This is a genomic window from Streptomyces sp. NEAU-174, from assembly GCF_052665095.1.
The window spans coordinates 125,869-145,364 of record NZ_JBQTCE010000011.1; the positions used below are offsets into that span (position 1 = coordinate 125,869).

The window sequence follows — 19,496 nt, forward strand, 5'->3', positions numbered from 1 at the left end:
TGCAGGTCAGTCGTCGAAGTGCGTCTTGGAGCCGGCCGTGGACGTGGTCGTGCCGGTCGCCAGCAGCACCGCCCGGTCGGCGATGGCCGGACGGCCGTCAGAGAGGACATTCAACTGAAGGGCGGCGTTATAGGCGTAGGGAACACTGACCGACGACCGCTCGGCGGGGATTGCGTGCTTCAGTACGAAGGGCTGCATGAGTGACCTCTTGGTGCTCCATGTATTCGTCTATCCACCACGCAACAGTACGTACTAAAAGTCTACGGCACTCACTAGCAACGATTTTGTCCTGTGTAGGGCGATATGAAGTGTGTCACAGGCTTCCAAGGCAACATATGCCTCAGGAATTGCGTCTTCGAATAGTCGGCCTGTGCCGGGGGAGCACCGGATCCGCCTCGGTGTTCCGAGGCGGACCACCGGGCCTGACCGCCCGTCGGGTCAGGACGTCCGTCCGCCCTCGCGGTGGGTGACGCGGATCTTCGACTGGCCGTGCGGCAGCTCCTCCCAGTCCGCCATGAACCGCGCGGCCAGGCCGTGTTTCTCGGCCAGTGCGATGAGCGTCTCGGTGCGGTAGTAGAAGTCCTCCCGCAGCACCTGGTGTTCCACACCCTCGGTGCGGTCGAAGGTGAAGTCGAACCAGCCGCCCGGGGCCATGACGCGGCCGACATGGGCCAGGCACTCCTCGATGACCGGCAGTGGCGAGTGCGAGAACACGCTGTGCGCGTGCACCACGTCGAAGTGGGCGTCGGGCAGGAACCGCAGCGTCAGATCGCGCACCGGGGTGAGGGTGGGCAGACGGTCCTGGAGGCCCTGGCGCACCAGCGTGTCCTGCGCGGCCGCCAGGATGTCGGGCGAGATGTCGATGCCGTAGTAGTGGCCCGGCTCCAGATGGCTGATGAACCGCCAGCCCGCCCGCAGATTGCCACAGCCGATCTCCAGCATCCGGTGCTCGGGGCGCAGCCCGTGGCCGAGGAGATAGTCGAACTGCATCGCGCCCAGCGCCAGCCACCGCTCATGGCTGCGGCTGCCGACCGCCGCCTCCGGGCTGGTACGGGTGTCCGACCGCATCACCGCGCGGTAGTACGCGACGTGGTCCGGGTAGCGGTAGCGCAGCCAGGCGTCCCGGGTGGCGCGGACCAGATGGCGCGGTACGCGCTGCGGATGGCGCAGTGCGTAGGAGACCCGGTGGCCGAGGGCGGAGCGGTTGACGCTGAGGTTCTTGGCGGGCATGGGATCTCTCTCGTGCTGGTGGCGGGGACGCGGCGGCCTGGCGGGCCATGTGTTCCCGCGTCGTCGTGGTCGGTACCAGCCTCGGCGCCGTGGCGGCGGCGGGGATCGGCGGAGCGGCCCCGGTCAGGAGGCGGTCCGGATGATCGCCGTATCAACCGATCGGATGATGCGGCGTCCGGTCCGGCGCGTTAGGACTGGCTGAGGGAGTGAACCGAGGAGCAGGGGAGGGGCCGGGGTGCGGTCGGCGGTCGGTGCGGCAGGTCGGTCCGGGTGGGCCCGGTGGCCGGGGGTGTGGTCGGCGTGGTCCGGGCGGTCCGGGTCCGACGGGCCGGACGATCCGGACGAGCGGTGGCTGACGGCGGTCCTGCACATCGCGTTCTTCCTGCTGCTGGGGTCCTCGCTGATCCGCTATCTGATCCGGGACACCGGCAGCGCGCCCAACGGCTGGGTCATCGCCCTCTTCGTGGCCTTCGGCGCGCTCTATCTGCCCGGCCGGTGGCCGGCGCCCGCGCCGAGCCCCGGCGGCCGGCCCTCCGGCCGCTATCTGCTCTGGCTGACCGCGGTACTGGCCGCATGGGTCGCGCTGCTGGTCCTCGCGCCGAGCGCCGCCTGGTGTGCCATGCCGCTGTTCTTCACCGGTCTGCACACCCTGCCGACCCGGTTCGCGGTGCCCCTGGCCGCCGTGCTCACCGCGCTGGTCGTCGCGTCCAAGCTGCGGTTCATGCACGACGGCTTCGACCCCAACGCGCTGATCGCGCCGCCCGCCATCGCCGCCGTGGCCGCCGCCGTCCTCATCCATCTGCGGCGCCAGTCGGCGCGGCAGCGGGTGCTGATCGACGACCTGGTCCGCACCCGCCGCGATCTGGCCGCGACCGAGCGGCGGGCGGGGATCCTGGCCGAGCGCCAGCGGCTGTCGTCGGAGATCCACGACACCCTCGCCCAGGGCCTGTCCAGCCAGCGGATGCTGCTCCAGGCCGCCGACCGCACCTGGGAGACGGACCCGGAGGCGGCCCGGGGACATATGCGGAACGCGGCGGAGATCGCGTCCCGCAGCCTCGCCGAGGCCCGCCGGTTCGTCCAGGACCTGGCCCCGGCCGACCTCGCCGAGCGCTCGCTGGCCCAGGCGCTCGGCGCGCTCGCCGAGCGGGAGAGCGGTGCCGGACCGGCGGTGGACTTCCGGCTCGACGGGCCCCTCGGCCCGCTGCCCGAGCGGGTGGCGGCGGCGCTGCTGCGCATCGCCCAGGGCGCGCTGGCCAATGTGCGGGAGCACGCCGGGGCGAGCCGGGCCGCGCTCACCCTGACCTGCCTGGGCGACCAGATCTGTCTGGACATCGCCGACGACGGCCGAGGCTTCGACACCGACGCCGTCCCGGCAGCCGACGCGGACCGGTCGCGCGGCCACGGACTCCCGGCCATGCGGGCCCGCGTACGGCAGCTGGGCGGCACGCTCACCGTCGAGTCCGCACCGGGCGAGGGGACCGTCGTCTCGGCCGCGATCCCCGTCGAACCCCTTCCCGCCCTCGTCCCCGACCGTCCCGTGGAGACCACGCCATGAGCCAGACCGTGCCCTCGTCCCCCTCGTCCCCGTCGTCCGCGGCCGCCATCCGGCTGCTGCTCTGCGACGACCACGCCGTGGTGCGGGCCGGGCTGCGGGCGCTGCTGGCCAGTACCGACGGCATCGAGGTGGTCGGCGAGGCGGGCAGTGGCGAGGAGGCCCTCGCCATGGCCACCCGGCTCCGGCCCGATGTGGTGCTGATGGACCTACAGCTCGGAGAGGGCATGGACGGGGTGACCGCCACCCGGCGGCTGGTCTCCGGCGATCCGCCCGCGCCGCGTGTCCTGGTGCTCACCATGTTCGACACCGACGCCGACATCACCCGTGCCATCGAGGCCGGGGCCACCGGCTATCTGCTCAAGGCCGAGCGGCCGGAGGAGCTGTTCGCGGCGATCCGCGACGCCGCCTCCGGCCGTACCGCGCTGTCGGCCCCGGTCGCCGACCGGGTGCTGGCCCGGATGCGCAGCCCGCGCCCCGGGCTGTCCGAGCGGGAGCGCGACATCCTCCGGCAGCTGGCCCGCGGCCTGGGCAACCGGGAGATCGCCCGGGCCCTGTTCATCAGCGAGGCCACGGTCAAGACCCATCTGGGACGGATCTACGGGAAATTGGGGGTCGAGACCCGGGCCGGGGCGGTGGCGGTGGCCACCGAGCGGCGATTGCTGCCTTGACGGCTGACGGCTGACGGCTGACGGCTGACGGCTGACGGCTGATTGCTGATTGCTGATTGCTGGGATCGTCAGATCGCCGGCCGGCCCGGCAGCGACGCCCGGTCCTGGTCGGGCAGTACGAGCGTCCGCGTGGGCAGCGGGATCTCGATGCCCTCGGCGCGGAACCGGCGGTGCAGCTCCTTCATGAACTCATGCTTGATGAGGTACTGATCGCTGAACTCCAGGGCCCGCAGAAACACCGAGAAGTCGATGCCGGACTCTCCGAAGGTGTGGAAGCGCACACTCGTCTCGTGGTCGACGACCCCGCCCTCGACCCCGGACATCACCTTCCCGGCGACCTCGATGGTCACCCGCTCGACATGGTCCAGATCGCTTCCGTAGCCGACCCTCGCCTGGACCATGACCGACATCTGCTGCTCGGGCTGGTGGAAGTTGGTCATGATGGTGTTGCCCAGCTTGGCGTTCGGGATGATGACGAGGTTGTCCGACAGCTGCCGCACCGCCGTGTTGCGCCAGTTGATGTCGACGACATACCCCTCCTCCCCGCTGCTGAGCCGGATGTAGTGGCCGGGCTGCACCGTCTTGGAGGCCAGGATGTGCACCCCCGCGAAGAGGTTGGCCAGCGTGTCCTGGAGGGCCAGGGCGACCGCCAGACCACCCACGCCCAGGGCGGTGAGCAGCGGAGCGATCGAGACGCCCAGCGTCTCCAGCAGGATCAGCACACCCATCGCCAGGACGGCGATCCGGGTGATGTTGACGAAGATGCTGGCCGTTCCCGCCACCCCGGAGCGGGACAGCGCCAGCGAGCGCACCAGGTCGGCCACCACCCGGGCCGCCGTGACCGTGGTGACCAGGATCAGCACGGCCACCAGCGTCTGATTGACGTCATGGCCGACCGTGCGGTTCAGCGGCAGCGCGGCGGCCGCGGCGGCGACACCGGCGGCCATCGACGCCCATGGGGCCAGGGTGCGCAGCGTGTCGACGATGATGTCGTCACCGCTCCACCTTGTGGACCGGGCCCGCTCGCCCAGCCAGCGCAGCGCCACGCGCAACAGCACACCACCGGCCGCGCCGCAGACCAGCGCCGCTCCGACGACGATGACATCGTGCAAGGTGAGAGCCCGGTTCATCGGCCACCGTCCGCTATCCCGGAAAGCGCGTCAGAAGCGGCCGTGCGGCATGCCGTCGTCGGTGCGGCCTCCGGTCTGGAGTTCTGTGGAATCACCTTGTCACCTGTTCGTGCCTGGGTTCTACGGGCGGTGCCGGGCGCACAGGTGTACGGCTCCGGCGTAAGGTGCCATCCTGCCGCATGCGATGCGGGCCGCATGACGGGATGCGCCGCTACCGCACGTAACCCGCCAGGCAGCGGGCGGCGCGCCACCGCGTTTGACGCACAGGTGTTTTGTGGTGGAATCGGGTCGTATGGATAGCCGCCGTAGTGACGTGCACGACGGGGAGAGGGGATGGCCGTTCCTCGCCGCCGCCTACGCCTTCGTGGTCACGATGTGCGGTACGACGCTGCCCACCCCGCTCTACTCGCTCTACCAGCGGGAGTTCGGCTTCTCCTCGTTCATGGTCACGGTGATCTTCGCCGTGTACGCGGCGGGGGTCATCGTCGCGCTGCTGCTGCTCGGAAGTGTGTCCGACTTCATCGGCCGACGGCCCGTCATGCTGGCCGCGCTGGTGCTGTCGGGGCTGAGCGCGGTGTGCTTCCTCCTCGCCCAGGGACTGCCGACGCTGTTCGCGGGCCGCGTCCTGTCGGGTCTCTCCGCGGGCCTGGCCACCGGCACCGCCACCGTGACGGTGATCGAGCTCGCGCCGGAGCGCCGGCGCCGTGCCGCCACCCTCCTCGCGACCGGGGCCAACCTGGGCGGGCTCGGGCTCGGCCCGTTGCTGGCAGGCGTGCTGGCACAGTACGCCGCGGCGCCGCTGAAGCTGGTGTTCGTGGTGGACCTGGTGCTGGTGGCGGTGGGCGCCGCCGTGGTGCTCGCCCTTCCGGAGACCGTACGGAAGCGGAGCCGTCCGCCGCTGAGGCCGCAGCGGCTGCGGGTGCCCAAGGAGATGCGCTCGACGTTCGCGGCCGCGGCCATGGCGGGGTTCGCGGGCTTCGCCACGCTGGGCCTGTTCACCTCGGTGTCGCCCACTTTCCTGAGCGAGGTGGAGGGGGAGAGCAATCTCGCGGTCGCCGGTGCCGTGGCGTTCTCGGTCTTCGCCGCCTCGATCGCCGGGCAGGCGCTGGGCGAGCGGCTGGGTCCGGGACGTTCGCTGCCCGGCGGATGCGCGGTGCTGGTGGCCGGTATGGCGGCCATCGCCGGCTCGCTCGCGATCGCGTCACTGGAGCTGCTGGTACTGGGCGCCGTCGTCGCGGGGACGGGACAGGGGCTGTCGTTCCACGCGGCCGTACGGGTGGTGACGGAACGCAGCCCGGCCGACCACCGCGCCGAGGTCACCTCCGCCCTGTTCGTGCTGATGTATCTGGCGCTCTCGATTCCGGTGATCGGCGTGGGCGCGCTGACGGTCGCGGTCGGGCTGCGGTCCGCCGGGCTGATCTTCACGGGGTGCGTGGCCCTGCTGGCCGTGGCCACCCTGCTGCGGCTGCGGGCGCTCTCCGCGGAGGCGCCCGGCCGCTGAGGGGCGGAGGGGCGGCGGCTGCCAGGGGCGGGCCGCCGGGCGAGCCCCGCGCTACAGCTCCAGGACCGTCCGCACCGGCAGATGGTCGCTGGGGAACTGGCCGTCCCGCGAGTACGTGTCGATGACGGCGTGGCGGGTGCGCACACCGGGTGAGGTCAGGATCCAGTCGATCCGGTCGCCGTCCGGGACCAGTGGGCCAAAGCCGTGGAACGTCCCGTACAGCGGGCCGCGCCGCTCGGCGGTGTCCCAGGCGTCCACCAGCGTGCCGCCGTTCAGCATGGCGTCGTAGACCGGATTGCCGTGGGCCGCCACATTGAAGTCACCGGTCACGATGCGGGGGAGCGCGGAGTCCAGACCGCCGAGCCGCTCGGTGATCAGCGCGGCGGAGTGCTCACGGGCGTTCTGGCTGCGGTGGTCCAGATGGGTGTTGAGGGCGTAGAACTCCTTGCCGGTGTGCCGGTCGTGGAAGCGCACCCAGGTGACCATCCGGACCACGGCCCCGCCCCAGGTGTTGGAGCCGATGACGTTCGGGGTGTCGGACAGCCAGAAGTGGTCGTACTCCAGAGGTTCGAGCCGCCCGGTGTCGTAGAAGACGGCCATGAACTCGTCGCGGCTGCCCCCCATCCGCCCGGTGCCGATCCACGAGTAGGACTGCCCGAGGTCGTGGGCGATGTCGCGCAGCTGGCCGTACAGCCCTTCCTGAGTGCCGAGCAGATGGGGCCGGGCCCGGCGCAGCAGCTCCCGCATGACGGGGCGGCGCCGCCCCCAGGAGTTGGGCTCGGCGTCGCTTGCATAGCGCAGATTGAACGTCATGACGGCCAGCCGGGGACCGTCGGCGGGGGCGATCGGGGTGACGGGGGCGGCCGCGGCCACGTTCTGCGGCTGGGAGGCGAGTGGCAGCGCGACGGCCGCCGCGGCCGCGGCGCGCATACCGTGACGGCGGCTGAACACAGGTGCGGGCATGGCTCCTCCAAGGTCTTGAAGGTGCGGTGACGGCCTCAATGGTCGGACCCCGCGGTGTGGGGGGTGTGTCCTGCGGTGGCCGTCCGGTGGAACGTACGGTCACACCGAGCCGACCTCAAGAGCGCCTGCGGAGACCACCGGTGACGAGTGACCCCGCGAGTGACGGAAGTGGCCGCGGGTGCGCGGAGGTGACGATGGGTAGGGAGGCCGGTAGTCGTCGGAGACGGAAGGGGCACCTGGGGTGACCGTACGGCCGCTGACCTTCGTCGTGGGAACCGGACGCTGCGGTTCGACCGCTCTGTCGCGCATCCTGCGGCTGCATCCGGATCTGCTCAGCGTGAGCGAGCTGATCGCCTCGCTGGAGCCGGACGCGCTGCCCGAGGCGCCGCTGACCGGGGCGGAGTTCTGGCGGATCCTCGCCACTCCGCGGTCGTTCGCCAACCGTGTCATCCGCGACGGCATCCCGCTGCCCGAGTACCGGTATCCGCATGTCAAGGGGCGGTTCTCGGTGGCGGGCGGTGGCATTCCGGCGGTGTGCATGATGACGCTGCCCCATCTCACCGACGACCCCGACGCGCTGTTCGACGCGCTGGAGCCGGAGCTGTCCCGGCGGCCCGCGGCGCCGGTGGCCGACCACTACCGGGCGCTGTTCTGCCTGCTGGGGGAGTGGTTCGGCCGGCGGGCCGTCGTGGAGCGGTCCGGCTATTCGCTGCGGTCGGTGCCCCGGCTGAGGGAGGTCTTCCCCGAGGCCCGGTTCGTCCACCTGCACCGGGACGGCGCCGACTGCGCGCTCTCCATGAGCCGCCACCCCGGATTCCGGCTGATCCAGTTGATGACGGAGCGCGCCACGAGCACCGAGGACCTCCCGGCCGGCCTCGCGGCGTTGCTCAGCGACGACGAGGCCGATCTGCGGCCGCTGTACGAACGGCAGGTGCCCGTGGCCGAGTTCGGCGAGCTGTGGTCGAGCACGATCGTCGAGGGGCTGGGGCATCTGTCGCGGCTCCCCGCCGCGATCCGGATGTCCCTGTCGTACGAGGGCCTTCTCGACGCGCCCGGGCGCGAGCTCACCCGGCTGGCCCACCACCTCGGGGTGGACCCCCTCCCGGAGTGGCTGGCGGCCGGACGCGCCCTGCTCGACGGCGACCGCCGGGGCACGGCCGCCGCCACGCTGCCGCCCGCCGAACTGGCCGCACTCCGCGAGAGCTGCGCCCCCGGCGCCCGGGCCCTGAGCCTGGCCGATGGTGGCTGAGCGGGACCCACAGCCTCAGCCACGGCGGGTGAGCGGGACCCACGGCCTGGCGGGTGGCGGGTGAGCGGGGCCCACGGCCTGGCCCGCCACGGCGGCTGAGCCGGGCCCTCGGCCGGGCCCTCGGCCGGGCCCTCGGCCGGGCCTTCGGCCGGGCCCACGGCGGCTGAGCGTGCCCCGGCGCCGGATGCGATCGGCCGGGCGTCAGGCCGTCGCCGCTGCCACCGCGTCCCCCGACTGCTCGACCGCCACGGCCCGCAGCGCCTCCAGCAGCGCGGCCACCGCGGGCACCCTGGCCGCCTCCGGCCGCAGCAGCGCGCAGACATGGCGCCGGGGCCAGTCGTCCAGCGGGCGCGGCTCGACCCGCGGATCAGGCCGGGGGAGCAGCCCGAGGCCGTCCATCAGGGCGATGCCCACCCCGTCGCCCACCAGGCCGAGGGTCGTCGCCTGGTCATCGGTCGTGGTCACCACCCGGGGCTCGAACCCCGCCTCCGCGCAGCGGCGCAGCAACTGCTCGCGGTCCCGCTCCAGGATCCACCGCTCCCGCGCCAGATCGGCGAGGCGGACGCTGCGCCGCCCGGCGAGCGCATGGCCCCGCGGCAGCAGCACATGGCGGCGGTCGACCAGCAGCGGGACCCGGCGCAGCGGGGTCTCCGCGGGCTGCGCCGCCTCTCCCGGCTCATCGTCGGCGACGATCGCCAGATCGGTCTCGCCCGAGTCCAGCAGCCGGTACGCGTCATGGGAGGCGGTCTGGCCCAGCTCCACCTCCACCTCGATACGGGAGGCGCCCAGCCGGGCCAGCGCCGCGGGCAGCACGGCGACGCAGACGCTCTGCACCGAGGACATCCGCACCCGGCCACGGGTGCGCGCGGCGAGCGCCTCGAACTCGTTCTCCACGTCCCGCAGCCCGGCCAGCACTCCCCGGGCGCGCTCGGCGAGTCTGTGGCCCGCGGGCGTGAGCCGCACCCCCCGTCCCGCCTTGACCGTCAGCGGCATGCCCACGGCACGTTCCAGCGCGCGCATGTGGTAGCTGATGGCCGGTTGGGTGTAACCGAGGTGGTCTGCCGCGGCGCTGTACGAGCCGGAGCGACAGACCTCTGCGAGCACGGTGAGCTGGCGAAGTTCGATCACCACAGGAAGATAAAAATAGTTTATCAATTTCCGAAAGACTTTAATTGGACGCGTGATCGATAGGCCGTCAAAATCATGGTGACGGATTTCGCCCGTACTCGCCCATTGAAGTGACCGATCGGACACGGCCCACCCGCACTGGCCGACCGTACGGTCACACCCCGCCCACGACGGTTTCCTTCCCACCGATCCGGCCGGACCGGCATGGGGAACCGGGCGCGGTGACATTCCTCCCTCCGCCCGAATCCCCGCTGGAATGGATGGATGGTGCCCGATGCATGATGGCTGGAATCGCATGACTCCGGTGGTCGCGGAGAACAATCCGTTCCATCAGATGTCGCTCAACGAAACCGTTCACCCTCCACTTCCGGAAGTGGTGGACGCCGTCCAGCGCACCGCGCGGACCGCCCACCGTACCCTGGATGCCCTCGGCGGCGGGCTCTGTCAGGCCCTCGCCGCACATCTCGGGGTGGCGCCGGAGCGGGTGCTCGCCGGACCGGGCTCCGGCGCGCTGCTCCAGCAGCTCTTCTCCACCCTCACCGGACCGGACACCGACACGGTGCACGCCTGGCCCTCCTGGGAGGCGTACCCGATGATGGCGGCCAACGCCGGATCCACCACCGTCCGGGTGCCGCTCACCGGGTACGACCACGATCTGAAGGCGATGGCCGACGCCGTCACCGACCGCACCCGCATGGTCCTGCTGTGCACCCCCAACAACCCCACCGGCACCGCGCTGGAGCACGACCAGATCCTTCGCTTCCTGGACCGGCTCCCCGCACATGTCACCGTCGTCATCGACGAGGCGTACCGGGACTTCGCCGACCCCGGCGCCATCGCCGACGGCATCGCCCTGCACCGCGCCGATGAACGGGTCTGTGTGGTACGGACGTTCTCCAAGTCCTACGGGCTGCTCAGCCTGCGGGTCGGCTATCTCGTGGCGCATGAGCCCGTGCTCGCCCCGCTCCGCACGATCCTGCCCTTCTACCGGGTGAGCGCCGTGGCGCAGGAGGCCGCCCTGGCCGCGCTCGGCGCCCATGAGCGGGTGCTCCGGCAGTGCGCCGAGACCGCCGAGGAGCGCGACCGGCTGCACCGGATCCTGCTGGACCAGGGCTGGGAGGCGCCCGCGAGCCAGGGCAACTTCCTGTGGCTGCCCATGACGTCCGGTGTGGAGCGCTTCACCCAGTTCTGCGCGGACCACGGCGTGGTGGTGTGCGGCAAACCGGGCGAGGGGATACGGGTGACCGTCGCCGAGCCCGAGGCCAACCAGGCGTTCGCGGAGCTCGCCGGGAAGTACCGGGAGGCGTCCCGGTGACCCCGCCCGACGTCGCGGTCACCGAGGTGGCCGACCCGCTGGCCGAGGCCGCCCCCACCATGGAGCTCCTGCTGCGCGAGCTCGACCGGCGCTGGCCGCCGGGGGCCGAACGCCTCCACCAGATCTCCCGGTACGCCCTGCTCCCGGCCGGGAAGCTGCTGCGGCCGCTGCTGCTCATGGAGTCGGCCGAGGCGGTGGGCGGCGGCGGACCCGCCATCGTCCCGGCCGCGCTGAGCGTGGAGTACCTCCATGTGGGATCCCTCGTCCACGACGACGTCATCGACGGCGACACCATGCGGCGGGGCCGCCCGTCCGTCGTGGCGCGCTACGGCACCACCGACGCCATCGTCACCGGGGACGCCCTGATGCTGGGCATGTTCGGCGTGCTCACCGACGGCGCCGAGGACTCCGGACCGCTCACCGAGGACATCGGCGGGCTGCCGCCGGGCCGGGTCCTCGGGGCGGTGCGGGTCTTCGCCCGGGCGGGCGTCGACCTGTGCCGCGGTCAGGCGATGGAGGGCGAACTCCGCGGCGACCTCGGCTGCGGGCTCGACCGGTACCTCACCATGAGCGCCCTGAAGACCGGGGCGCTGTTCCGGGCCGCCTGCCGCGGCGGGGCGATCCTGGGCGGCGGATCCCCCGCCCAGCAGCAGGCGCTCACCTGTTACGCCGACCATCTGGGGCTGGCCTTCCAGATGCACGACGACCTGCTGCCGTACACCAGCGACAGCCGCACCACCGGCAAGTCCGCGCTCAGCGACATCGCGGCCGCCCGGCCCACCTTCCCCGTCCTGCTCTGCCACGCCATGGCCGGCGCCCCGGCCCGCGCCCGGCTGGAGGCGGCGCTCGGCGGCGCCCTGCCCGCGGCCGACGCGCTGCGGACGGTGCACGAGCTGCTGGAGACCACCGGCGCGCTCACCGCCGCGCGGCACCGGGCCACGGCCCAGGCCGACCGGGCCAAATCCTGTCTGGAGCAGCTGCCCCGCTCCCGGGCCACCGCCGTACTCGCGGCGGTGGCCGATCTGTCGGTCAGCCGGGACCGGTGACGCCGTGGCGGCCCCGCGCAGCGCACTCCTGGCCCATCTTCAGACCTGGCGCCCGTACACCCTCTGGTATCCCGGGCTGGTCGGACTCGCCGGAGCCACCCTCGCCGGAGCGCACCCGACTACGGGCCAGCTCATGGTGGCCTGGGCCGCGCCGACCCTCGGCTGGGTCGCCGGCCACTACCTCGGCGACTACTACGACCGTGACCTCGACGCGCTCAGCAAGCCCCAACGGCCCATACCCTCCGGGCGGTTGAGCCCGCGCACGGCCGTGGCCGCGGGCATCGGCTGCATCGTGGCCGTCGCCGCGCTGGCCCTGTGGGCCAACTGGCGCGCCGTGGCCGTGGCCGCCGCCGCCATGGCGGGCATCGTGGCGTACAGCCGGGTCCTCAAGGGGCGGGGCCTGCCGGGCAATCTCATCCGCGGCGTGCTGACCGCGCTCACCGTGCTCTTCGGCGCGATGGCCGTCCAGCCGTGGCCACCCTGGCGGGCGCTGCCCTTCGCCCTGGTGTTCCTGGCCCATGACACCGCGTCCAACCTCGTCGGAACCCTCCGCGACGTCGAGGGCGACCGCGAGGGCGGCTACGCCACCGTGCCGGTGCGCCGGGGCCTCCGGCGCGCCACCCGCACCGCCGCCGCGCTGTATATGGCCGCCGTGGCCGTGGCCTGCGCCGCCACCGGGCTGGTGCCCAGGGACACGGCCGGGTATCTCGTACTGCTGTCGGCGGCGGCGCTGTGCGGCGCGGGCGCCTTCGGGCTGCTGCTGCGGTCACCGGGGCACCTCGCCCCCGCGCTGGCGCTGCGCGCCCACGCCGTCCTCGTCGCCGAACGCCTTGTGCTGGCCGCGGCGGTGGTGGCCGCGGGCGCCGGAGCGGCACCCGCCCTGGCGCTGCTGACGCCGCTCCTCGCGGTCAGCGTCATCACCCAGAGCCGGATGCGATCCCGCCACGAGTTCCCCGCGCCGCCCCTGACCGACGGCGGGCCCACCCTCCCCGAACCCCGCCCCTGAGACGGCGCGCCACCAGCAGAAGGGTCCGATCGCATGCCCGCATCCGCCTTGACCGAGAGCGTCGGCACGGCCGTCACCACGGGTGCCGAGGCGCTCCTCGCCCACCGCCGCGACGACGGCGCCTTCGTCTTCGGCGCACACCACGCCTCCCCGCTGAACACCGCCGGAGCCCTCACCGCACTGCACTTCGCGGACCCCGAGGGCTCGGCGGAGACCATCGAGCGCGGTGTCACCTGGCTGTGCGAGACCCAGCGGGACGACGGCGGCTGGGCCATGCCCTCGGTGCCCACCGAACCCCTCACCACCGCGCTCGCCGCCGCGGCGCTCCACCTGCTCGCGCCCCGCCGGGCGGCGTCGGCCGTACGCGCGGCACGGGCCCGGTTCGAGGAGCTCGGCGGCTCCGCGGCCGTCCCGGAACCCGCGATGACCGCCCTCATCCGCCAGTTCCACACCTTCGCCGGACTGCCCCACGAGGGCGCCCAGCGCCGGCTCCCCCTGGAGCTGCTCCTCTTCCCCGGCCTCAGCCGCCGCCTGCTGAGCCTGCGGCTGCCGATCTACGCGAGCCAGGCGCTCGCCCAGTCCGCCCACCGCCGCCGCGGCCCGGCCGGCCGCGCCCTGGACCGGCTGGCCCGGCCGAGGGCGCTGGCCATCGTCCGCGACGCGTACGAACGCGAGGGCGCCACCGGCGGGTTCAGCACCGACCCCTGGCTCACCGGACTCATCTGCCTGGGCCTCGCCCGCTCCGGCCAGGCGCCCGACCTGGTGAGCGCCGCCGCCCGCTGGCTCCGCTCGGCGGCGAACCCCGACGGCTCCTGGGATCTGATGCCCCTCGATGTGACCTGGACGAACTTCGCCACCGCCGCCCTGATCGAGGCCGGTCACGCCGATGACCCCCAGCTGATCGGCACCCGCGAGATGCTCCACCGCCACCAGCAGTCCGAGCCGTTCGACGCGCTCGGCTGCCCGGCCGGCTACTGGGGGTTCTCCAGCCCGCGCAGCTGGCCGATGGCCCTGGAGACGGCCGAGGCCGGCGCCATCCTGCTGCGGCTGCCCGGCGGCGCGGACGACCGCCATGTGCGCGCCGGGCTGGCCTGGCTGACCGCCACCCAGGACGCGGCCGGGTCCTGGAGCCTCGCCGTACGGAACAGCAAACCCGGTGGCTTCGGGCCCTGCCCCCAGATGACCGCCAAGGTCGTGGGCGCCCTGCTCGACTCCGGGGCCGGGGCCGACGACCCGCGCGTGGTCAGGGCGATGCGCTGGCTGGTCGGCCGGCAGCGCCCCGACGGCTCGTACGAGGCCATGTGGTACCGCGGCGGCACCCCCGGGACCGCCGCGGCGCTGGAGGCACTGAGCCGGGCGGGCCGTACCGAGGAACACCACCGGGCGGCGGCCCGGGCCAGGGACTGGCTGCTGCGCACCCGGCACCCCGACGGCTCGTGGAGCACGGGGGACCGCTCCGGACCGGGCGCCACCCGGCGGGGCACCGTCGAGGAGACCGCCTGGGCGCTGCGCGGACTGCTCGCCGCCGGGCTGAGCCCCACCGACCCGGCCCCGGCAGCGGCGGCACGCTGGCTCGTCGACGCCCAGCGGGCGGACGGCGGCTGGACCCCGGCCCCGGTCAACGAGTACATCCGCGGCTGCGCCCGCTACGCCGACGACGGCATCGCGGCGGGCCTGGCGGTGCGGGCCCTCGCCCACTACCGCTCGGCGGAGGTTGCGGAGGTGGCGGAAGCCACGCACGAACGCGGCTGTCGCCGCGAAACCGGTAAGCGCGAGACCGGCACGGGCGCATTCGGTCTCCGCGAGACCGGCACTGGCGCATTCGGCCTGCGCGAGACCGGCGCGCGCGAGACAGGCCTGCGCGAGACCGGCGCGCGTGAGACGGGCATGCGCGAAACCGGCAGCGGCGAGACCGGCGGTGGCGAGACCGGCGCGCGTGGGAGCGGCGTTGAGGCATCCGGCACCCGTGGGACCGGCGCGCGTGAGACGGGCATGCGTGTGACGGGTATGCGCGAAACCGGCGGTGGTGAGACTGGCAGTGGCGAGACCGGCGCGCGTGGGAGCGGCGTTGAGGCATCCGGCACCCGTGGGACCGGCGCGCGTGAGACGGGCATGCGTGTGACGGGTATGCGCGAAACCGGCGGTGGTGAGACTGGCAGTGGCGAGACCGGCGCGCGTGGGAGCGGCGTTGAGGCATCCGGCACCCGTGGGACCGGCGCGCGTGAGACGGGCATGCGTGTGACGGGTATGCGCGAAACCGGCGGTGGTGAGACTGGCAGTGGCGAGACCGGCGCGCGCGAGACCGGCGTTGACGCATCCGGCACCCGCGAAACCGGCACCCGCGAAACCGGCACCCGCGAAACCGCCACCGGCGAAGGGAGCGGGCGATGAGCCCCGATGTGCTGGTGTGCGGGGCGGGGGTCGGTGGGCTCGCGGCGGCCCGCGCGCTCGGCGGTCTCGGACTGGACGTCCTGGTGGTCGACAAGCAGCCGAGCGTCCGCCCGATCGCCAAGGGCGAGGTGCTCCAGCCGGGCGCGCTGCGCCTGCTGCGCTCCTGGGGCGTGGAGAAGCGGCTCGACGCCCAGGGCGCGGTCCGGCTCGGACGGCTGGTCGTCCGTGATCCGCGCGGCGCCGCGCTGATGTCCCTCGACTACGGTCAACTGCCCGCCCCCGACCAGTGGTTGCTGGCCCATGACCACACGGCCATCCTCGACGCCCTGGCCGGGAGCCTCGGGCCGGGTGTGGAACTGCGCCGGGGCGTGCGCGCGGAGGCGCCGCTGCGCGACGACTCCGGCCGGATCACCGGACTGCGGCTGGCCGAGGGCGGCAGGGTCCACGAGGAGCGGGCCCCGCTCGTGGTCGCCGCCGACGGCATCTCCTCACGGCTGCGGTCCTGGGCGGGCATCGAGGCCCGACGGGTCGACTACCCGCACCGGCTGGTCTCCTTCGACATCGGCGACGCCGACGCGGCGGCGCGGGCCGACGACTTCTCGGCGTATGTCACCGACCGGGGGCTGCGGCTGCTCTATCCGCTGCCGGGCGGCCGGCTGCGGCTCTACCTCCAGGCCGGGCCCGATGAGCTGCGAGGTGTCACGGCACGCGGGGGGCTGGCCGACTGGGCGGCCGGGGCGCTGTCCCAGGTGCCCGCCCTGGAGCCGCTGACCGCGCCCCTGCTCGCCCATCTCGGCACCCGCCAGACGCTGCCCGTCGGACGGCTGCTGTCGCCCCGATTGGCCGGCCAGGGCCTCGCGCTGGTCGGCGAGGCCGCGTACGCCGTCCATCCGATGGCCGCGCAGGGCATGAACACCGCCATCACCAGCGCCGGTGCCCTCGCCGAGCGGCTTGCGGGCCAGCTGGAGCGCACCGGCGAGATGTCGATCGCGGCCGTGGACGGCGCGCTGCGCGACTACCACGACCGGCAGCTGCCCCTGCTCGCCCAGGCGGCCACGACCAGCGGCAACGCGGCGCGGATGGTCACCGATCTGTCGTGGCGCGGCCGGGTCCTGGGCCGCCGGGCCGTCCGGCACACCGGCGCCAACCCCCGGTTGCTGCACACCGTCACCCACAACATGTCGGGCCTCGGCCCGCGCCCGCTGACCCTGCTGGACCGGCTTCAGCAGCTCGGTCTCCTCCCCGATCCGCGCGCCCACCGAGTGCCGGCCGCACCGGCCGGCCGACCGCAACCCATGTGAGGACGGTTTCCCATGCCCACTCCCGAACCGGTCGTGACCCCCGTCTCCGGAGCGCTCGGCGCGGAGATCCGCGGTGTCGATCTGACCGAGCTCACCGACGAACTCTTCGAGCGGATCCATGAGTTGCTGCTCAAGCACCTCGTGGTCTTCTTCCCGGACCAGGAACACCTCACCCCGGAGGCGCATATCGCCCTGGGACGGCGGCTCGGGGAGCTGGAGGTCCATCCGTTCCTGCCGAAGGTCGACGGCCATCCCGAGATCGTCGTGCTGGACGCGGACCAGGGCGCCAAGGCCGACGAGTGGCATATCGACGTGACCTTCCAGCCCAATCCGCCGGTCGCCTCGATCCTCCATCTCCAGGTGTGCCCCGCCTCCGGTGGCGACACCATGTGGAGCAATCAGTACCTGGTCTACGAGGCGCTCTCCGAGCCGATGCGCGAACTCCTCGACGGGCTCACCGCCGTCCACGTCCTCAACACCCCGCAGACCGGTGAGCACTCCGCCGAACACCCGGTGGTGCGGATCCACCCCGAGACCGGCAGGCGCTCGCTGTACGTCACGCGCATGTGGACCTCGCACATCCCGCAGCTCAGCCGCCCCGAGAGCGACGCCCTGTTGCAGTACCTCTTCGAGCACTCCGAGTCGCCCCGGTTCAACTGCCGCTACCACTGGCAGCCCGGCGCCGTCGCGATGTGGGACAACCGCGCCACCCAGCACCTGGCCGTCAACGACTACACCGAGCCGCGCAGGGGCCAGCGGGTGACCGTCCTCGGCGACCAGCCCACCGGCGACACCCCGCGCTGGAAGGAGTACCGGCCCGCGCCCGACGAGCGCTACTACCCGCGCCATGTCACGGCCCGGCACGGCTACCGGTGACGGACCGCCACAACCATCGAGCCGGTCAGCGGCTCGGGCGTCGCCGTCGTACGGTGGCGGCGACACCCGCGCCGAGCACCAGCACGGACGCGCCACCGGCGAGCAGCACCGGAGTGGTATTGCCGTCACCCTCGTCGGCGGCGGAGGTGGTCCGGGAGGGCGTGGCGGCGGCAGGGGACGGCTCCGTGGGCCGCGTGGCGGCACGGGACGGCGGGGCGGCCGCCCCGGATGGCGGGGCCGCGTCCGAGGAGCCCTTCGCCGGGGCCCCCAGCACCACATCGGAGCAGGAGTAGTAGGTGTCCGGGGTGCTGGTGTTCCGCCAGATCGTGTAGAGCAGCTGACGGCCGGTCCGGTCGGCGGGCAGCGTGGCCTTGATGTGGTAGGCGTCGTCCACCAGTGCGGGGTCCTTGGCCGTGGCGAACGGCTTCGCCTCCAGATCGGACCACGTCAGCGGCCGCGTCGGGTCGTAGCCCTCCTTGGTGAGATACAGCTCGAAGGTCCCCGTGTGCGGGATGGTCGACCGGTAGGTGAGCGTGAGATCCGCCCCGGCCGACAGCCGCGTCGAGGGCCAGTCGGCGCGCGGCAGGTCCAGACCCCGGTACGGCTCAAGGCCTCCGCTGCACAGCTTTCCGTCCGGGATCCGCTCCCGGTCCTTGCCCGCCACCCCCGCGATCCGCAGGTTGTCCCAGTCCGCGGCCTCCGGGCCGTTGGCGGCTCGGGCCGCCCGGCACGCCGCCGACCGGGCCGCGCCCCCGCCCTCGGGGGAGCAGGCGAACGTCCGGCTCACCGGGTCCGTCGGCGCCCCGTGCGCCTGCGCGGGCGGAGCGGCCAGCGCCGTGAACAGACAGGGGAGGGCCCCGAGAAGGGCGCCCACGGCGGCGGTGCGGTACGAGATCATCCGGTGCGGCCTTCCGGGGTCGGTGCGGTGGCGGGCGGATCGCCCGTCCCGAGGGGTACGGGAAGCCCGGTCCATGCGTTCAACGGGCCGCCGTAAGCCGCGTCATGATGACGTACAACCATCCGTCATCTCCGCATGTCTCCCTAGGCAGACGCAAACAGCGCCTACGCCCATGAAGAATCATTAAGGGGGACAAATGAATCTTTCTCGCCGTATGGCCGCCACCGCGGTCCTCGCCACCGCCATCGCGGGCACCGTGGCCCTGACGCCGCAGGCGTCCGCCGCCGCCACGGCCTCGTACAACGGTGTGTGCGGCAGCGGGTACAAGGTGGTGAACTCGGCGCCCATCGGCTCCAAGGGCACCGTCTTCCTCACCTACAACTCCGCCAAGGGCAAGAACTGCGTGGTCACCGTCCGGAACGCCACGGGCAAGCCGGTTCCCATGTTCGCCTACCTGTACGTTCAGGGCGCCGACGAGTCGGCCGAGGACGGCGGCGCGTACACCTCGTACGCGGGCCCGGTCTACGGCGATGGGCGCGGCAAGTGTGTGGACTGGGCCGGGGGCATCGACAACCAGTCCACCTGGACCTACGGATCGAACTGCGGATCCCTGAAGGCCTACCGCGTGACCAAGGGCTGGTAAGCCCGGAGCCACACGGTCGGCAGAGCCGACGGGGGATCACACGGGGGAGCGGCGGTCACCTCTTCGAGGTGGCCGCCGCCATTGCTACACCTGACGTTCGGTGAAGGCCACCGCGTGGGTGTCCAGCACGATGTGGAGCTCCGCGAGGCGGTAGGCGGCGCCGTCGGAGCGGACCACACAGCGGACCACACCGCCGGCGATCGGGGTCACCTGACCGTCGGTGATGTTGGTGGCGTACATGTAGGACACCACCGAGATGTCGTCGCCGTCGATCCGCTCGATGTGGATGTTCGAGGCGTTGTGGCGCAGCGGATAGCCGGCCGCCTCGCGGTGCTGCCGCTGCCAGGCGATCACCTGCTCGCGGCCCCGGTTGTCGGAGGCGATGAACTCCTCGTACGGGGAGTCGCCGGTGTCCGAGCGGGAGGTGATGTGGACGTCCTCGGTCAGCAGCTCGGGCCAGACGTCGAACTGCCCCTCGTCGAAGGCGAACCACCAGCGGTGGATCAGCTCATGGACCGCCAGACGATCGAGCATGCGGAACTCTCCCCCCGAAGATTCAAGTGATCGACAGCATATCCCGCGGCCGCCGGTAAGTG

18 protein-coding genes are annotated in these 19,496 nt (G+C 72.8%); 11 read left to right on the top strand and 7 right to left on the bottom strand.

From position 1 onward, the window contains the following. Nucleotides 1-6 precede the first annotated feature (6 nt). A complete protein-coding gene (gene tgmA, locus ACT2CW_RS29405; protein ID WP_037962403.1) occupies nucleotides 7-198 on the bottom strand; it encodes a putative ATP-grasp-modified RiPP in 192 nt (63 codons plus the stop codon). Nucleotides 199-438: 240 nt separating this feature from the next. Beyond that, nucleotides 439-1,230 carry a class I SAM-dependent methyltransferase gene (locus ACT2CW_RS29410; RefSeq protein WP_445518804.1) on the bottom strand — a complete coding sequence of 264 codons (792 nt, stop codon included), beginning with the start codon at nucleotides 1,228-1,230 and terminating at the stop codon, nucleotides 439-441. A 289-nt stretch (nucleotides 1,231-1,519) separates the two neighbouring features. Between ACT2CW_RS29410 and ACT2CW_RS29415 the strand changes: the two genes are divergently transcribed. After that, on the top strand, nucleotides 1,520-2,785 hold the full coding sequence (locus ACT2CW_RS29415) for a sensor histidine kinase (protein ID WP_164423834.1): 1,266 nt from the start codon (nucleotides 1,520-1,522) through the stop codon (nucleotides 2,783-2,785). Continuing rightward, nucleotides 2,782-3,453: a response regulator gene (locus tag ACT2CW_RS29420; RefSeq protein WP_432047533.1), complete on the top strand. Its 672-nt coding sequence runs from the start codon at nucleotides 2,782-2,784 to the stop codon at nucleotides 3,451-3,453. Before ACT2CW_RS29415 ends, ACT2CW_RS29420 begins: the two co-directional genes overlap by 4 nt. A 68-nt stretch (nucleotides 3,454-3,521) precedes the next feature. Here the strand turns inward: ACT2CW_RS29420 and ACT2CW_RS29425 are convergent, their stop codons facing one another. Next, nucleotides 3,522-4,583 carry a mechanosensitive ion channel family protein gene (locus ACT2CW_RS29425; protein ID WP_164423452.1) on the bottom strand — a complete coding sequence of 354 codons (1,062 nt, stop codon included), beginning with the start codon at nucleotides 4,581-4,583 and terminating at the stop codon, nucleotides 3,522-3,524. Nucleotides 4,584-4,875: 292 nt separating this feature from the next. Here ACT2CW_RS29425 and ACT2CW_RS29430 point away from each other — a divergent pair, with 292 nt between their 5' ends. Continuing rightward, a complete protein-coding gene (locus tag ACT2CW_RS29430) occupies nucleotides 4,876-6,084 on the top strand; it encodes an MFS transporter (RefSeq protein ID WP_445518805.1) in 1,209 nt (402 codons plus the stop codon). 51 nt (nucleotides 6,085-6,135) lie between these two features. On the opposite strand, the gene ACT2CW_RS29435 is transcribed toward ACT2CW_RS29430, so the two are convergent. Then, entirely contained in the window at nucleotides 6,136-7,047 is a 912-nt protein-coding gene (locus ACT2CW_RS29435; protein WP_445518806.1) for an endonuclease/exonuclease/phosphatase family protein, read from the bottom strand. Between the two features lie 241 nt (nucleotides 7,048-7,288). On the opposite strand from ACT2CW_RS29435, the gene ACT2CW_RS29440 reads away from it, so the two are divergent. Then, nucleotides 7,289-8,296, top strand: a complete 1,008-nt coding sequence (locus tag ACT2CW_RS29440) for a sulfotransferase (RefSeq protein WP_445518807.1) — start codon at nucleotides 7,289-7,291, stop codon at nucleotides 8,294-8,296. 201 nt (nucleotides 8,297-8,497) lie between these two features. Here the strand turns inward: ACT2CW_RS29440 and ACT2CW_RS29445 are convergent, their stop codons facing one another. Next, nucleotides 8,498-9,424, bottom strand: coding sequence for a LysR family transcriptional regulator (locus ACT2CW_RS29445; RefSeq protein ID WP_445518808.1), 927 nt, complete (start codon nucleotides 9,422-9,424; stop codon nucleotides 8,498-8,500). A gap of 295 nt (nucleotides 9,425-9,719) precedes the next feature. Between ACT2CW_RS29445 and ACT2CW_RS29450 the strand changes: the two genes are divergently transcribed. The 6 genes from ACT2CW_RS29450 to ACT2CW_RS29475 are packed head-to-tail and all read left to right on the top strand — an operon-like array spanning nucleotide 9,720 to nucleotide 17,359. Beyond that, a complete protein-coding gene (locus ACT2CW_RS29450; RefSeq protein ID WP_233362064.1) occupies nucleotides 9,720-10,739 on the top strand; it encodes an aminotransferase class I/II-fold pyridoxal phosphate-dependent enzyme in 1,020 nt (339 codons plus the stop codon). After that, nucleotides 10,736-11,785, top strand: a complete 1,050-nt coding sequence (locus ACT2CW_RS29455) for a polyprenyl synthetase family protein (RefSeq protein WP_445518809.1) — start codon at nucleotides 10,736-10,738, stop codon at nucleotides 11,783-11,785. The genes ACT2CW_RS29450 and ACT2CW_RS29455 overlap by 4 nt, the downstream gene beginning before the upstream one ends. 4 nt (nucleotides 11,786-11,789) lie before the next feature. Beyond that, nucleotides 11,790-12,791, top strand: a complete 1,002-nt coding sequence (locus tag ACT2CW_RS29460) for a UbiA family prenyltransferase (protein ID WP_445518810.1) — start codon at nucleotides 11,790-11,792, stop codon at nucleotides 12,789-12,791. Between the two features lie 33 nt (nucleotides 12,792-12,824). Continuing rightward, complete coding sequence (locus tag ACT2CW_RS29465; protein ID WP_445518811.1) at nucleotides 12,825-15,182, top strand: prenyltransferase/squalene oxidase repeat-containing protein; 2,358 nt, start codon at nucleotides 12,825-12,827, stop codon at nucleotides 15,180-15,182. After that, complete coding sequence (locus ACT2CW_RS29470) at nucleotides 15,179-16,483, top strand: FAD-dependent oxidoreductase (RefSeq protein WP_445518812.1); 1,305 nt, start codon at nucleotides 15,179-15,181, stop codon at nucleotides 16,481-16,483. The genes ACT2CW_RS29465 and ACT2CW_RS29470 overlap by 4 nt, the downstream gene beginning before the upstream one ends. A 12-nt stretch (nucleotides 16,484-16,495) precedes the next feature. Next, nucleotides 16,496-17,359: a TauD/TfdA dioxygenase family protein gene (locus ACT2CW_RS29475; RefSeq protein ID WP_445518813.1), complete on the top strand. Its 864-nt coding sequence runs from the start codon at nucleotides 16,496-16,498 to the stop codon at nucleotides 17,357-17,359. A gap of 25 nt (nucleotides 17,360-17,384) precedes the next feature. Here ACT2CW_RS29475 and ACT2CW_RS29480 read toward each other — a convergent pair whose 3' ends face one another. After that, nucleotides 17,385-18,257, bottom strand: coding sequence for a lytic polysaccharide monooxygenase auxiliary activity family 9 protein (locus ACT2CW_RS29480; RefSeq protein WP_445518814.1), 873 nt, complete (start codon nucleotides 18,255-18,257; stop codon nucleotides 17,385-17,387). Between the two features lie 214 nt (nucleotides 18,258-18,471). Between ACT2CW_RS29480 and ACT2CW_RS29485 the strand changes: the two genes are divergently transcribed. Next, nucleotides 18,472-18,900, top strand: a complete 429-nt coding sequence (locus ACT2CW_RS29485; protein WP_078559628.1) for a spore-associated protein A — start codon at nucleotides 18,472-18,474, stop codon at nucleotides 18,898-18,900. Nucleotides 18,901-18,984: 84 nt separating this feature from the next. On the opposite strand, the gene ACT2CW_RS29490 is transcribed toward ACT2CW_RS29485, so the two are convergent. Beyond that, nucleotides 18,985-19,434, bottom strand: coding sequence for a nuclear transport factor 2 family protein (locus ACT2CW_RS29490; protein WP_445518815.1), 450 nt, complete (start codon nucleotides 19,432-19,434; stop codon nucleotides 18,985-18,987). Nucleotides 19,435-19,496: the final 62 nt, after the last annotated feature.